The organism is Streptomyces sp. NPDC001634, assembly GCF_040298185.1.
GTDB lineage: Bacteria > Actinomycetota > Actinomycetes > Streptomycetales > Streptomycetaceae > Streptomyces.
Window position 1 is genome coordinate 17,381 of sequence record NZ_JBEOZU010000044.1, and the last position, 14,380, is coordinate 31,760.

Genomic DNA, 14,380 nt, shown 5'->3' on the forward strand with positions numbered 1-14,380 from the left:
CCCCCGGCCGCGTGCGGCCGTCGATCAGGAGGCAACCATGTCAGGACCACGCCCCGTCCGAGCGCCGCGCGGCGCGGAACTGAGCGCCCTGGGATGGCAGCAGGAGGCCGCCCTGCGGATGCTGCAGAACAACCTCGACCCCGAGGTCGCCGAGCACCCCGACAAGCTCGTCGTCTACGGCGGCACCGGCAAGGCTGCGCGCGACTGGCGCTCCTTCGACGCGATGGTCCGCACGCTGAAGACCCTCAAGCAGGACGAGACGATGCTCGTCCAGTCCGGCCGTCCCGTCGGCGTGATGCAGACCCACGAGTGGGCACCGCGCGTTCTGATCGCCAACTCCAACCTCGTAGGCGACTGGGCCAACTGGGAGGAGTTCCGCCGCCTGGAGGCCCTCGGGCTGACCATGTACGGGCAGATGACCGCCGGTTCGTGGATCTACATCGGTACCCAGGGCATCCTCCAGGGCACGTACGAGACGTTCGCCGCCGTCGCCGCGAAGAAGTTCGGCGGCACGCTCGCCGGGACCATCACCCTGACCGCCGGGCTCGGCGGCATGGGCGGCGCCCAGCCGCTCGCCGTCACCATGAACGACGGCGTCGCGATCTGTATCGACTGCGACCCGCGCGCCATCGAGCGCCGTATCGAGCACCGGTACCTGGACGTGAAGGCCGACTCCCTGGAGCACGCCCTCCAGCTTGCCGTCGAGGCCCGTGACGCCCGCCGTCCGCTGTCGATCGGCGTCCTCGGCAACGCCGCCGAACTCGTCCCGCAGCTGTTCGCCATGAGCGCCCCCATCGACATCGTCACCGACCAGACCTCGGCCCACGACCCGCTGTCCTACCTGCCGACCGGCGTCGCCTTCGAGGACATGGCCTCCTACGCCGCCAAGGACCCGGCCGGCTTCACCACGCGCGCCCGCGAATCGATGGCCAGGCACGTCGAGGCGATGGTCGGCTTCATGGACGCCGGTGCCGAGGTGTTCGACTACGGCAACTCGATCCGCGGCGAGGCGCAACTGGCCGGCTACGACCGTGCGTTCGCCTTCCCCGGCTTCGTACCCGCCTACATCCGGCCGCTGTTCTGCGAGGGCAAGGGCCCCTTCCGCTGGGCGGCGCTGTCCGGGGACCCGGCCGACATCGCGAAGACCGACCGGGCGATCCTCGACCTGTTCCCCGAGAACGAGTCCCTCGCGCGCTGGATCAAGATGGCCGGTGAGCGTGTCCACTTCCAGGGCCTGCCCGCCCGCATCTGCTGGCTCGGTTACGGCGAGCGGGACAAGGCCGGCGAGCGGTTCAACGACATGGTGGCGAGCGGCGAGCTGGCCGCTCCGCTGGCCATCGGCCGCGACCACCTCGACTGCGGGTCCGTCGCCTCGCCGTACCGCGAGACCGAGGCGATGCTCGACGGCTCGGACGCGATCGCGGACTGGCCGCTGCTCAATGCCATGGTCAACGTGGCCTCGGGTGCGTCCTGGGTGTCCATCCACCATGGCGGCGGCGTCGGTATGGGCCGCTCCATCCACGCGGGCCAGGTGACGGTGGCCGACGGCACCAAGCTGGGCGGGGAGAAGATCCGCCGGGTGCTCACCAACGACCCGGGCATGGGCGTCATCCGGCACGTGGACGCCGGGTACGACATCGCGGAGTCCGTGGCCGAGGAGCGCGGTGTGCGGGTCCCGATGCGTGAAGGTGACGACGCGTGACCTTCCACAGCATGTGGGCGGAGCTGCTGCCGATCGGCCGTAGCTCCGCCTCCGGCGGCTACCGCCGCTTCGCCTGGACCGCCGCGGATGCCGAGTGCCGGGCCTGGTTCGAGGAGCAGGCCCGGGCGCGGGGGCTGGCCTACGAGGTCGACCGCAACGGCAACCAGTGGGCCTGGCTCGGGGATCCCGCCGAGGGGGACGCCGTCGTCACCGGGTCGCATCTCGACTCCGTCCCCGACGGCGGGGCCTTCGACGGCCCCCTCGGGGTCGTCTCCTCCTTCGCCGCTCTCGACGAACTGCGGGCGCGGGGCGTCGAGTTCGGCAAGCCCTTCGCCATCGTCAACTTCGGTGACGAGGAAGGTGCCAGGTTCGGGCTCGCCTGTGTCGGGTCGCGGCTGACCGCCGGGCAGCTGACCGTGGAGCAGGCGCACCGGCTGACCGACGGCGACGGCGTCACCCTGCCGCAGGCCATGGAGGCGGCCGGGTACGACCCCGACGCCATCGGGCCCGATCCGGAGCGGCTCGGCCGCATCGGCGCGTTCGTCGAACTTCATGTCGAGCAGGGGCGGGCCCTCGACCTGAGCGGTGACCGCGTGGGTGTGGCCAGCGCCATCTGGCCGCACGGGCGGTGGCGGTTCGACTTCCGGGGCGAGGCCAACCACGCGGGGACGACCCGGCTGGTCGACCGGCGCGACCCCATGCTGTCGTACGCCCGGACCGTCCTCGCCGCCCGCCGCGAGGCCGAACTCGCCGGAGCCGTCGCCACCTTCGGCAAGATCGCCGTCGAGCCCAACGGCGTCAACGCCATCCCCTCCCTGGTCAGCGGCTGGCTCGACTCCCGCGCCGCCGACCAGGAGAGTCTCGACGCCGTCGTCGGCGGGATCGAGAAGGCGGCCCGGGAGTACGCGGACGCGCACGGCGTCGACCTCGACGTGGTGCGTGAGTCCTTCACGCCCGTCGTCGAGTTCGACCACGCCCTGCGTGACGAACTGGCCCGTATCCTCGGCAGGGACCAGGACCCCGGACTGACCGTGCCCGTTCTGGGTACCGGTGCCGGACACGACGCCGGAATCCTCTCGGGGATCATTCCGACGGCCATGCTGTTCGTGCGCAACCCCACGGGCGTCTCGCACTCCCCGGCCGAGCACGCCGCCGAGGACGACTGCCTGGCCGGGGTGAGCGCACTCGCCGACGTACTGGAAGGGCTGGTGTGCAGGTGACGCAGACGTACTGGCTGGAGCACGCCTGGCTCGACCCGGCCGTCGAGCCGGGCGTCGCCCTCGACGTTGCCGACGGCCGCATCACCGCCGTGCGCACCGGAGTCGCCACCCCGCCCCCCGGCGCCGAGATCCTCCGGGGACTCACCCTCCCCGGCCTGGCCAACGCCCATTCGCACGCCTTCCACCGCGCCCTGCGCGGCACGGTCCAGGTCGGCTCCGGCACCTTCTGGACCTGGCGCGAGATCATGTACTCGTTCGCCGACCGGCTGACCCCCGAGACGTACCGCACGCTCGCCCGTGCCGTGTACGCGGAGATGGCGCTGGCCGGCGTCACCGCGGTCGGCGAGTTCCACTATGTGCACCACGCGCCGGGCGGCACCCCCTACGCCGACCCCAACGCCATGGGCGAGGCCCTCATCGACGCCGCCGCCGAGGCCGGCATCCGCATCACCCTCCTCGACACCGCCTATCTCTCCTCCGGCTTCGGGCAGCCGCCCAACGCCCACCAGCTCCGCTTCTCCGACGGCACGGCGGAGGCCTGGGCCGATCGCTGTTCAGTTCTCAAGGAACGGGATCACGCACGGATCGGTGCGGCCATCCACTCCGTACGGGCCGTGCCCGCGGGGCAGTTGGCGACGGTGGTGCGCTGGGCCGAGGAGCGGCGGGCCCCGCTCCACGTCCACCTCTCCGAGCAGACGGCGGAGAACGACGCCTGTCAGGAGGCCCACGGCTGCACCCCGACCCGCCTCCTCGCCGACCACGGCGTCCTCGGGCCGCGCACCACCGGTGTCCACAACACGCACCTCACGGACGAGGACATCCGCCTGATCGGCTCCACCTCCACCGGCACCTGTATGTGCCCGACCACCGAGCGGGACCTCGCCGACGGCATCGGCCCGGCCAAGGCCCTGCAGGCGGCCGGCTCCCCGCTCTCCCTCGGCTCCGACAGCCACGCCGTCATCGACCTCCTGGAGGAGGCGCGCGCGATGGAGCTGAACGAGCGGCTGCGCACCCGCACGCGCGGCCACTGGACGGCTGCGGCCCTGCTGCGGGCGGCCTCCGCCGACGGGCACGCGGCACTCGGCTGGGAGGGCGCGGGCGCCCTGGAGCCCGGCGCGCTCGCCGACTTCACGACGATCGCGCTCGACTCGGTCAGGACCGCGGGACCGCTGCCGCGGCTGGGCGCCGAGACGGCCGTATTCGCCGCGACGGCAGCGGACGTACGGCACACCGTCGTGGGCGGCCGGCACGTCGTACGCGACGGGGCGCACACACGCGTGCCGGATGTGCCACAAGCGCTGGCAGACGCCGTCGAAGCCCTGCGCGCCTGACGCCCACCTCCAGCCCGGCCACCCACGAGGAACCCATGAGCAGCACGGTCATCACCAACATCGCCAGCCTGGTCACCAACGATCCCTCCCTCGGTGACTCCTCCCCACTCGGTCTGATCCAGGACGCGGCCGTCGTCGTCGACGGTGACCGCGTCGCGTGGATCGGTGAGTCAAGCAAAGCACCCGCCACTGACAATCGGGTCGACGCAGGCGGCCGGGCCGTGATCCCGGGCTTCGTGGACTCCCACTCGCACCTCGTCTTCGCGGGCGACCGCACACAGGAGTTCAACGCCCGAATGTCGGGCCGCAGCTACTCGGCGGGCGGCATCCGTACGACGGTGGCGGCCACGCGGGCCGCGACGGACGCGGAGCTGGAGGCCAACCTCACCCGCTACCTCGCCGAGGCCCTGCGCCAGGGCACCACCACCTTCGAGACGAAGTCCGGCTACGGCCTCACCGTGAAGGACGAGGCGCGCGCCCTGCGCATCGCCTCCGCGCACACGGACGAGGTCACCTACCTCGGCGCCCACATCGTGTCGCCCGACTATGCCGACGACCCGGCCGCGTACGTGGCCCTGGTCACCGGCGAGATGCTCGACGCCTGCGCGCCGTACGCCCGCTGGATCGACGTCTTCTGCGAGAAGGGCGCCTTCGACGGCGACCAGGCCCGCGCGATCCTGACCGCGGGCAGGGCGAAGGGCCTGCACCCGCGCATCCACGCGAACCAGCTGTCCTTCGGCCCGGGCGTGCAGCTCGCGGTCGAGCTCGACGCGGCGAGTGCCGACCACTGCACGCATCTGACGGACGCCGACGTGGACGCGCTCGCCAACAGCCGTACGGTCGCCACGCTGCTGCCCGGCGCCGAGTTCTCGACCCGCGCCCAGTGGCCCGACGCCCGCCGTCTGCTGGACGCGGGCGTCACCGTCGCCCTGTCCACGGACTGCAACCCCGGCTCCTCCTTCACGTCCTCGGTCCCCTTCTGCATCGCGCTGGCGGTGCGGGACATGGGCATGACCCCCGACGAGGCGGTCTGGTCGGCCACGGCGGGAGGAGCCCGGGCGCTGCGCCGCACCGACATCGGCCGCCTCACCCCGGGCGCGTATGCGGACCTGGCGATCCTGGACGCCCCGAGCCATGTCCACCTGGCGTACCGGCCGGGCGTGCCTCTGGTCGGCGAGGTGTGGCGGCGGGGCGTACGTACGGTCTGATCCGTGGGGCCCGTATGCACGCGTGTCGTACTCGTGCGCGCGTGCGCCGCACCCGCCCTGCAGCGCTCAAGTGTTCGACCGATCCTGGCTAGACTCCCCTGAACATCGACATCGGTCCGCCGAGGACCGACCGTGCAAGGGGGAAGAAATGGTCAGCAGACGGGGGCTGTTGAGCGGGGCCGCGATCGTGGGCGCCGGTGCGCTGGCGGGTGTGGTGCGGGGCGCGGGTGTCGCGGCGGCGGACGCACCGCTGAACACGCCGTTCACGCCCGTTTCGGTGCCGCATCTGGCGGAGGCCGAGCGGATGGTGCAGTACCAGCGCCTGCTGGCTGCCGGTTATCTGACGGATGGTCTGGTGGGGTACTGGCCGCTGGACGGCAAGGGTGCCGACAGGTCCGGCCGCGAACGGCCGGTCACCCTCGGCGCGGGCGCGACCTGGACGACCCTGCGGGCCGGCGGCGAACTGAGCTTCGACGGCACCTCGGGGGCGTACGCGGCCACGGGCTCCGTCCTGGACACCACGGCTCCGTTCACGGTCTCGGCGTGGGTACGGCTCTCGGACGACGCCACCGGTCCGGCCGACCCGGCCACCATGTACACCGCGGTGAGCCAGGACGGCTCGATGGCCAGCCGCTTTCTGCTCCAGTACGACGACACGGCCCGGACGTGGGCGTTCAAGGTGCGCAGCCAGGACCAGAGCACCAAGGTGTCCGCCTTCGCCAAGAACCCCGCCGCGCTCGGTGTCTGGACGCACCTGACGGGCGTGTGGGACGGCACGCACATCCACCTCTATGTGAACGGCATGCTGGAGGGCAGTGCGGACACCACGCTGTCCTGGGCCGCGACAGAGGGCTTCAACATCGGCCGGGCCAAGTGGAACGGCGCGCCGGCGAACCGGTTCAAGGGCTCGGTGGACGACGTACGGGCCTACGACCGAGCCCTGACCGCCGAGGAGGTCGCCGTCGTCAGCGGCCGGACGGCGCGGCAGAACAACGTCTACCTGATCGGCTCCCCGGCGCAGGTGGTGTGGGGCACGCCCGGCGACCTGACGAGCTGGATCGCGCGCGCCCGTTGCTCATCGTTTCTCACGTGGGTGCTGAAGCACACCTACGGGTGGGCGACGGACGACTACTTCACCCAGTACTTCCAGGACCGGATTCCGGAGGCCGCCGACTACCGGAAGGCGTTCACCGACGGCACGGCCGGTCCGCGCTTCAGGAGGATCCGCAAGGTCGCCGACCTGCAGCCGGGCGATGTGATCGCGGTGGACTACAACGGCACCGACGACGCGAACACCGGCCACATCGTGATGGTCAGGGAGGTCAAGGGGGTCTTCTCCGGGTCGCTGAACTTCAGCGGGGAGACGCAGTACGCCGTCGAGGTCGTCGACTGCACCTCCGACCCGCACGGCGTGTACGGGCTGTCGAACTATGCCCTGTACCCCGACACCCGCATGGTCGGCGTCGTGAACGGCGAGAACCTCCAGGGCGTCGGCATCGGCCACATGATGTTCTACGCCGCCGACGACACGGGCGAGTTCTCCCGGTACCGATGGAGCGTCAACTCCGGTTCGGCGAAGACGTACACCGTCACGGACCGTCCGATCGCGGCCGCGCGGGTCGTATGACGGCGGGGGCCGGGGCTCGTGCCGTCATACGGACTGCCCCGCCTTCCACCGCTGGTCGTCTCTCCCCTGGTCCGGCACCAGGGACACCCTGTCGCCCCAGTCCGGCGTCACTGCGTTGTCGGGGGCGATCTCGGGTCGGATCACCCCCTGGGAGTCGACCGTGAAGCGCAGGTTCTGGCCGTTGGAGCCGTAGACCGAGGAGCACTCCCAGATGCCGACGCCCCGGTCGGTGGAGCCGCGGCTGTCCAGACAGAAGTCGGGGTCGGCGTACGACTGGAGGACCTCCCGTGAGGTGTCCACCCGCCACTGCTGCGTCGGGGACGACGTGCAGGGCGCCATGATGACGTCCGTGCCCAGGTCCATGACCCCGTCGCGGATGTCCAGGCACAGGCCGGAGTCGACGTTCACCACCTGGGCGTACGTGCCGTTCGGGGCATGTGCCGCAGGCGGCTTAGGCTTCGGCTTCGGCCTGGGCGTCGGGGATGCCGGGTGCGTGCTCTTCGAGGCCTTCGGAGTCGGCGTCGGGCTCGGTGACTTCGTCGTCGGCGTCGGGGAGGGGGACGGCGTCAGCGAGACCGTCTGCGTCACCGTCACGGCGGGCAGCGGCGTCGACGGGCGTACGTTGCTCGCGGCCCGTTCTGGCTCCGAACCACCCGAGGTGAGCAGGTAGACCAGCAGTGGCGCCAGCGCTACGCCGACGGCCGTCGCGGCCAGCGTGAAGCGCCGCGACGGCCACCAGCCCGCGAGCCCGCTCACGCCGGACATGAGCTGCTCGTCCGCGCCGCCCATGACGTACGCCGTACCGCCCCACGGCAGCAGGCCCTCCGCCAGTGCCGTGCGCGGGGCGTCGCGCAGCTGGGACAGCTCCTCGTACGCGGTGGCGCACTGCACGCAGTGCACCATGTGGGCGTGCAGATCGGCGCTGTAGCGCGGGTTGCCGGGGCGCACCGACTCCTCGATCAGCCGCCGGAAGTCCTGGCATCGCGGATTGCCGGAGGCGGCGAGCCGGGTCTTCAGAAGGGACTGGCGCAGCGCCTGGAACGCCGGTTCGATGCCGTAGTCCACGTCCTGCGGGGTCAGCCCCAGCAGACCGGCCGTCCGCTCCGCCGGCTCCTGCTCGACGACGCCGTACCAGACCAGCCCCTGGATGCGGACCGGAAGTGCCCGGAACGCGGCGAGCATCGGCGGGCGGCCGCCCTCGGATCCGGCCTCGCGCAGCTGGGTGCGCAGCCCCGCATCGAGGCGGGAGGCGCGCTCGTCCGCCGCCCAGGAGGCGCTCACGCGGCCCGCCAGCAGCAGGAGTTGATGGCGCCAGGGGCCGCGCGGTTCATTGCCGCGGGCGGTGTCGCGGGCCGCGAGCGCGAACGCCTGCGCGGTCAGCTGCCGGGCCGCGTTCTCCTCGACCGTGCACAGCCGGGCATAGGCGAGGACCGCGGGGCGGTGGCGCATACGCAGCTCGCGCAGGGCGGGATACGCGGTCGCGGTGTCGTTGCGCAGCAGATCGGTCAGCCGGGCGTCGGACACCGTACTGTGCATGCCGCCGCCGGCCTCGACCTCGTCGTCGTCCTGCTCAGCCCCGGCCATCCCCGTGCCTCCTCGCACCCCTGGACCTGTCGGCGGGCACGCCTGAGACTGAGACGTACTGGCCGGTATGGGGTGACCATAGTGATGGAAGGGGTCCCGTGGGAAAAGGGGTTCCCGCGGGTAACCCTGGTCCGGGCCGTGAGTGGTTCGGGAAGCGGCTGTGAAGACCCAGATGACCCTCAAGAAGTCGAAGAACCCGGGAGGTTGGGGCCGTGGTACACAACTCGCCCGGTGCCCGGCCGAGTTGTGCGGCGCGGGCACCGGGCGAGCGGCGACCGATTTCTGGAATGTCCGGCCCCTGGCCGTCACTCCTCGACCGTGAGCCCCTTCCGTAGGCGCACCAGTGTCCGTGACAGCAGTCGCGACACATGCATCTGCGAGATGCCGAGCTCGTCCCCTATCTCCGACTGCGTCATGTTCGCCACGAAGCGCAGCGACAGGATCTTCCGGTCGCGCGGCGGGAGTTCGGCGATCAGCGGCTTCAACGACTCGACGTACTCGATGCCTTCAAGCCCGTGGTCCTCGTACCCGATCCGGTCCGCGAGCGCGCCCTCGGAGTCGTCCTCCTCCGGCTGGGCGTCGAGGGAGCTCGCCGTATAGGCGTTCGACGCCGCCATGCCCTCGACGACCTCGTCGTTCGAGAGGCCCAGACGTTCCGCCAGCTCCGCCACCGTCGGGGCGCGGTCGAGCTTCTGGGCGAGTTCGTCGCCGGCCTTCGCCAGGTCGAGACGGAGTTCCTGCAGCCGACGCGGAACGCGCACCGACCACGACGTGTCGCGGAAGAAGCGCTTGATCTCGCCGACGATCGTCGGCATCGCGAAGGTGGGGAACTCGACGCCTCTGCTGATCTCGAAGCGGTCGATCGCCTTGATCAGGCCGATCGTGCCGACCTGGATGATGTCCTCCATCGGCTCGCTGCGCGAGCGGAAGCGGGCGGCGGCGAACTTCACCAGGGCCAGATTCAGTTCGACGAGGGTGTTGCGGACGTACGCGTATTCGTGCGTTCCCTCCTCGAGCGACTCCAGTCGTTCGAAGAGCGTCTTGGACAGGGCCCGTGCGTCCACCGGCCCCACCTCGTCATAAGGGGGGATCTCCGGAAGCCCGGCCAGACCATCGTCGGCCAGGCCGTCTGCGGGGTCGTGGTCCGGTCGTTCCAGAGAGGGTGCCGACGTCGCCCTCTGGGTCTGCGATGCGTCGAGCCGGGGTGACATGATGTCCTCCATCGTTCTCGGCATATGGCCGCCGATGCCAATACGTGCACTGCGGTGTGCGGCGCCTCCAAAGCCGGCCGTGTCGAATGGCTGTCCCTACTAGCCCTACCCGCTTTCGATGACCGATGGCAAGTGCGTTCTGTTGTGAAATGTCCGAATTAGTGGGGTTGTTCGGGTGCCGGGGAGTGTGAGGAAGGCGTAGTGTTCGAGGGCGTCCATCAACAGCCACGACGTCGGGAGAGAGACGGCATGGACCGCGGGACGGTCGGCAGCGCACAGTCGGGCCGGCTTCTGGTCGAGGTGCGGCAAGAGGGCACGAGTGCCGTCGTGACCCCGGCGGGTGAGCTGGATCACCACACCGCCGATCTGCTGCGTGAACCACTCGAGGACTGCCTCGAGAAGGGGTTCTCACGTCTGGTCGTCGACTGTTCGCAGCTGGAGTTCTGCGACTCCACCGGGCTGAACGTACTGCTCGGCGCCCGGCTCAAGGCCGATGCTGCGGGTGGCGGGGTCCATCTGGCGGGCATGCAGCCGGTGGTGGCCCGGGTCTTCGAGATCACCGGGGCGGACGCCGTCTTCACCGTCCACGAGACGCTCGGCGCCGCCCTGGCCGAGTGAGGAGGCGGCCGGCGGGCCCCGACTCCAGATGCCCTGTGTGACCAGTGCGTTACGCGCGTCACAGGTTCCCGGCCGAATCCATGGGTGTTCCGGCGGCCCGGTCGGGCAGGAGACATGCTGAATATGTCGGCAGCCAGGACGAAAGCCGCAAGAAGAGGGCCCCACGCGAACGGCACGAGCAACAACCGACGGAAACGCCGTCAATCTCCGTACTGACTCCTGAATCGTGAACTGGTGAATCGGTGAGGTGAAGCGCTGATGAGCACCACCCGGCCCTACTCGCCGGGCGACCGCGGCCCCGAGCCCAGCGGCGCTTCCGGAACGCCCGTGCAGGGGCAGCCCGTCGAGGGCGCTTCCTCCGGCGTGCCCGGCGAGGAGGCGCCCACCTCCGTGCGGCAGGTCCGCACACTGAGTTTTGACGGCGAGAGCGGAGTCGTCCCGCTCGCCCGCGACTTCGCCCGCCAGGCGCTGTACGCATGGGGCTGGCTGCCCGCCGCCACCGCCGACCAGCGGGCCGCCGCCGAGGATGTGCTGCTCGTCGTCTCCGAGCTCGTCACCAACGCGTGTCTGCACGCCGAGGGTCCGGAGGAGCTGCGGATCGCGTGCGACACCAAGGTGCTGCGCATCGAGGTCTCCGACAAGGGTTCCGGCCAGCCCGCCCCGCGCACCCCGCACCGCGCCGGACGACCCGGCGGCCACGGGATGTTCATCGTGCAGCGACTCTGCCTGGACTGGGGCGTCGTACGCACCCCCGGGGTCGCGGGCAAGACGGTGTGGGCGGAGCTCGGCGCGCCAGCGTAACGCGCCCGTGTAACTCCCGACTTCGGTTACCCGCGGTTCGAACCATTTTTCGTACGTCACCACTTGCGCGCCGGATCGCCACAGATCCGGCGCGCATTGTGTCTTCCCTCCACAGGACGCCGGGCGTACCTTGACGGCCGAAATCTGATATGCCGTCAGGAATCGAGGGGACCGTGTCGTACCACAAGCGAACCGCCGCGCTCGCGTCCGCCGCGGCCCTGGCCGGCTCGGCGGTGTTGATGACCGCCCCCGCAGCCCGGGCCGACGTCGTCGACGTCAACTACCGGTGCCAGACGCCGATCGGCGTCAAGAGTGCCGTGTCGCCCATCGACATCAAGGGTGTCAGGAGCGGCAGCGGGTACAGGATCACCATGTCCTGGCAGAAGGGCGTCTCGTCCAGCCCGGTGGAACTGGGCAAGGGTGCGATGAACCCGAGTGCCACCATCAAGCTGGGCGGCGCCGACAGCGGCACCGTGTCGGTGACGGGCCCCGCCAACCAGACGGCGATCCCTGCCAACACCCCCATCAAGATCAACGACCTGAGCGGCACCTACACACCGCAGAAGACCGGCAAGGTCACCTTCACGGCGGGCGTGTTGACCATCAAGGCGCTCGGTACGACGACCACGTGCACCCCGACCAACAGCCCCGGACCGTCACTGAGCCTCGACGTCACGGCCGCGGGCGGCGGATCGTCCGGCTCCACGCAGAGCGGCACGGACTCCGGCGGTCAGCTTCCGAAGACCGGCCCCGAGGACTCGGTCGTCGCCCTGGGCACCCTCGGCGGGACGGTCCTGCTCGCGGGCGCAGCCGGGGTGCTGTGGCTGACACGCCGTCACCAGACCGTACGCCGCTGAGGCGCACTCCCGAGCCGCCGGGACGCCATTGCCACGCAGGGAGCCGCCGATGCCGTACGCCCGCCACGCCCTCTGTCTCACCGTCGTCGCCCTGAGCCTGCTGGCTGCCGCGCCCGCCGCGGCAGGCGATGACGGGTGGACCGTCGCGCCCGCGACGGGAGGCGCGGGCGGGCGGCCGTACGTCTACGCGGAGGGCGAGCCCGGGACGGTGCTGCAGGACGCGGTGTCGGTGCTCAACCCGGGCGGGCAGCCGCTGACCGTCCGGCTGAGCGGCGCCGACGCGGACAACACCGCCGACGGCGGCTTCACCGTACGGAAGAAGTCGGTGGACACCGGCGCGTGGATCGGTTTCGCGCACACGAGCGGCGGGATGGGGGTCTCCCCTGCTCATGGGGGTCCCCCCGCTCGAGCGAAGTCGAGCGTGGGGGAGAAGCCGAGAGCTTGGGGGAGGGCCGCGGTCCGCACGGTCTCGGTGACGGTGCCCGCCCGCACCCGCGCCGACGTGCCGTTCACCGTGACCGTGCCCGCGGGCGCCGCGCCCGGCGACCACCCCGGCGCGATCGTGGCGAGCGCGGGCGGCCGCTCGTCGGCCGTCCGCGTCCAGCTCCGGGTCTCCGGGCCCATGCTGTCGGCGCTGACCGTGGAGCACGTGGCGGTTCGCGGCGGACGGATCTCCTACGAGCTGGTCAACCGCGGTACCACCGTGCTGACCCCGAGGCTCGCGGTGCGCGCCGACGGGTTGTTCGACCGGGTCCTCGACCGTGCCCCGCGCACCCTGCCCCTCGAACTGCTGCCGGGCCGCCGGGTCAGGCTCACCGAGCCCTGGCCGCAGCACCCGGCGCTCGACGCGGTGGACGTGCGGCTCACGGTCACGGCGGCAGGCGGTGCGCAGGGTTCCGGGTCCGCGTCGGTGCGGTTCGTCCCCTGGGGAGCGGTGGCGGGCACCGGCGCCGGGCTGCTGGCCGCGGTGGGCGCCGGTGTGGTCGTACGACGCCGCAGGCGCCCACCGCCGGACGGCCGGGCGCAGGACCGGCCGCCCAGGGAAGTCGAGTTGACGGGAGCGGTGACGTGAAGGGGCGTATCTCGGCGCTGGTGGCGGTGCTCGCTCTCGTCCTGGCGCCCTTGGCCGGGCCGGCCTGGGGCGCCGGCCAACCCACCGTCAAGCTGTCCGCGTCCCAGGCGGGGACGGGCGGCTCGATCACCGTGACCGGCAGCGGCTGGCCGTCGAAGACGCTGCTGATGATCCTGATCTGCGGGCAGTCCGTGCCGTCCCGGGGCGTGATCGGCGGCACCAACTCCTGCGCCAACGCGGACGGACGGGCCGTCACGACGGACGGGCAGGGGCAGTTCAGCCGCAAGCTGCCGGTGGCCGAGCCGCCCGTGCCGTGCCCCTGCGTGGTGCATGTCGCCACCGTCACCGGGGCGAAGGCGGACGCCGACGCGATCTTCCAGGTCGCCGGGCACGCCGTGGAACCGCTGCCCGCCGAGTCCGCCGCCGGACGCCTCTCGGTGCTGACGGACACCCGCCTGGACGGGGCGAGCGGGCTGCTGACCTGGTTCGGGGCTCCGCCGTCCCGGACGCTGGTGTTCACCGTCGGCAGCGTCGGCGCGTCGCCGGTCAAGAACCCCGTATTCCGGGTCGGCACCTCCCACGGGGTGTTCGCCCCGCAGTGGGACGAGCAGCAGTGGCACGGCACGATCGCGCCCGGCAGGAAGGCGCAGATCAAGCTGCCGGTGGAGCTGTCGGCGGGCGCCCACGGCGACTACACGGTCTCGCTGGAGTACGGCGGGAAGGTCCTCGCCGAACAGCCGTGGGGCGTCGACAGGCCCTGGGGCGTGACCCTCTTCTGGGTCCTGGTCTGCGTGGTCGTCCCGGGCGCCGTCTTCCGCGCCGGTTTGGCCGTCGTGGACCGGGTACGGCCGCGCCGGCCGGCCGCGCGGGCGGTACCCCGCCGGAGCCTGCGGCTCCCGGAACTCACTCTGCGACTGCCGAAGTTCGGCGCTCCCTCGCCCGCTGCCGAAAACCGCACCACCACGACCCTGCCGTGGTTCACCCCGGACACCGATCCGGGGACCGCGGTGAACGGTCGGCTCTCCGCACCGCAAGAGAACAGTCCGACGACCCCGACGAAGGGAAACACGTGAGCACGCAACGGAGAGTTTCTGCGGCAGGGGGCGGAAGCAAGGGGGAGAGAACGGCCGGGGGCGGAGGCAGGAGGGC

At 71.4% G+C, this 14,380-nt stretch carries 12 protein-coding genes; 10 read left to right on the top strand and 2 right to left on the bottom strand.

Translation table 11 applies throughout. The annotated features are described in order from the left end of the window. The first annotated feature begins 37 nt into the window (after positions 1 to 37). From hutU to ABT186_RS27110, 5 genes are all read left to right on the top strand, one after another. Positions 38 to 1,702 (top strand): urocanate hydratase, encoded by a 1,665-nt coding sequence (hutU, locus tag ABT186_RS27090; protein WP_351223413.1) that lies wholly within the window; start codon positions 38 to 40, stop codon positions 1,700 to 1,702. Beyond that, positions 1,699 to 2,922 (top strand): allantoate amidohydrolase, encoded by a 1,224-nt coding sequence (locus tag ABT186_RS27095; RefSeq protein ID WP_351927262.1) that lies wholly within the window; start codon positions 1,699 to 1,701, stop codon positions 2,920 to 2,922. The genes hutU and ABT186_RS27095 overlap by 4 nt, the downstream gene beginning before the upstream one ends. Next, on the top strand, positions 2,913 to 4,253 hold the full coding sequence (locus ABT186_RS27100; RefSeq protein WP_351223409.1) for a formimidoylglutamate deiminase: 1,341 nt from the start codon (positions 2,913 to 2,915) through the stop codon (positions 4,251 to 4,253). The genes ABT186_RS27095 and ABT186_RS27100 overlap by 10 nt, the downstream gene beginning before the upstream one ends. A 35-nt stretch (positions 4,254 to 4,288) precedes the next feature. After that, complete coding sequence (hutI, locus tag ABT186_RS27105) at positions 4,289 to 5,461, top strand: imidazolonepropionase (RefSeq protein ID WP_351223407.1); 1,173 nt, start codon at positions 4,289 to 4,291, stop codon at positions 5,459 to 5,461. A 148-nt stretch (positions 5,462 to 5,609) separates the two neighbouring features. Beyond that, positions 5,610 to 7,088, top strand: coding sequence for a LamG domain-containing protein (locus ABT186_RS27110; protein ID WP_351927264.1), 1,479 nt, complete (start codon positions 5,610 to 5,612; stop codon positions 7,086 to 7,088). A gap of 24 nt (positions 7,089 to 7,112) precedes the next feature. Here ABT186_RS27110 and ABT186_RS27115 read toward each other — a convergent pair whose 3' ends face one another. Both ABT186_RS27115 and ABT186_RS27120 read right to left on the bottom strand, forming a co-directional pair. After that, positions 7,113 to 8,672: an RICIN domain-containing protein gene (locus tag ABT186_RS27115; protein ID WP_351927266.1), complete on the bottom strand. Its 1,560-nt coding sequence runs from the start codon at positions 8,670 to 8,672 to the stop codon at positions 7,113 to 7,115. A gap of 305 nt (positions 8,673 to 8,977) precedes the next feature. Further along, entirely contained in the window at positions 8,978 to 9,883 is a 906-nt protein-coding gene (locus tag ABT186_RS27120) for an RNA polymerase sigma factor SigF (protein WP_351223401.1), read from the bottom strand. A gap of 249 nt (positions 9,884 to 10,132) precedes the next feature. On the opposite strand from ABT186_RS27120, the gene ABT186_RS27125 reads away from it, so the two are divergent. The 5 genes from ABT186_RS27125 (at position 10,133) to ABT186_RS27145 (ending at position 14,304) form a co-directional block, all read left to right on the top strand. Then, positions 10,133 to 10,501, top strand: a complete 369-nt coding sequence (locus tag ABT186_RS27125) for an STAS domain-containing protein (protein ID WP_351223399.1) — start codon at positions 10,133 to 10,135, stop codon at positions 10,499 to 10,501. A gap of 258 nt (positions 10,502 to 10,759) precedes the next feature. Continuing rightward, positions 10,760 to 11,302 carry an ATP-binding protein gene (locus tag ABT186_RS27130; RefSeq protein WP_351223397.1) on the top strand — a complete coding sequence of 181 codons (543 nt, stop codon included), beginning with the start codon at positions 10,760 to 10,762 and terminating at the stop codon, positions 11,300 to 11,302. Positions 11,303 to 11,475: 173 nt separating this feature from the next. Then, entirely contained in the window at positions 11,476 to 12,159 is a 684-nt protein-coding gene (locus ABT186_RS27135; RefSeq protein ID WP_351927268.1) for an LPXTG cell wall anchor domain-containing protein, read from the top strand. 49 nt (positions 12,160 to 12,208) lie between these two features. Further along, a complete protein-coding gene (locus ABT186_RS27140) occupies positions 12,209 to 13,231 on the top strand; it encodes a COG1470 family protein (RefSeq protein WP_351927270.1) in 1,023 nt (340 codons plus the stop codon). Next, positions 13,228 to 14,304, top strand: a complete 1,077-nt coding sequence (locus tag ABT186_RS27145; protein ID WP_351927272.1) for a hypothetical protein — start codon at positions 13,228 to 13,230, stop codon at positions 14,302 to 14,304. The genes ABT186_RS27140 and ABT186_RS27145 overlap by 4 nt, the downstream gene beginning before the upstream one ends. The last annotated feature ends 76 nt before the right edge of the window (positions 14,305 to 14,380 follow it).

Bases quoted from the DNA above. Each gene is read 5' to 3' on its own strand.
- ABT186_RS27120 (WP_351223401.1), bottom strand. From the start codon at position 9,883: ATGTCACCCCGGCTCGACGCATCGCAGACCCAGAGGGCGACGTCGGCA.
- hutU (WP_351223413.1), top strand. From the start codon at position 38: ATGTCAGGACCACGCCCCGTCCGAGCGCCGCGCGGCGCGGAACTGAGC.
- ABT186_RS27110 (WP_351927264.1), top strand. From the start codon at position 5,610: ATGGTCAGCAGACGGGGGCTGTTGAGCGGGGCCGCGATCGTGGGCGCC.
- hutI (WP_351223407.1), top strand. From the start codon at position 4,289: ATGAGCAGCACGGTCATCACCAACATCGCCAGCCTGGTCACCAACGAT.
- ABT186_RS27130 (WP_351223397.1), top strand. From the start codon at position 10,760: ATGAGCACCACCCGGCCCTACTCGCCGGGCGACCGCGGCCCCGAGCCC.
- ABT186_RS27125 (WP_351223399.1), top strand. From the start codon at position 10,133: ATGGACCGCGGGACGGTCGGCAGCGCACAGTCGGGCCGGCTTCTGGTC.
- ABT186_RS27140 (WP_351927270.1), top strand. From the start codon at position 12,209: ATGCCGTACGCCCGCCACGCCCTCTGTCTCACCGTCGTCGCCCTGAGC.
- ABT186_RS27115 (WP_351927266.1), bottom strand. From the start codon at position 8,672: ATGGCCGGGGCTGAGCAGGACGACGACGAGGTCGAGGCCGGCGGCGGC.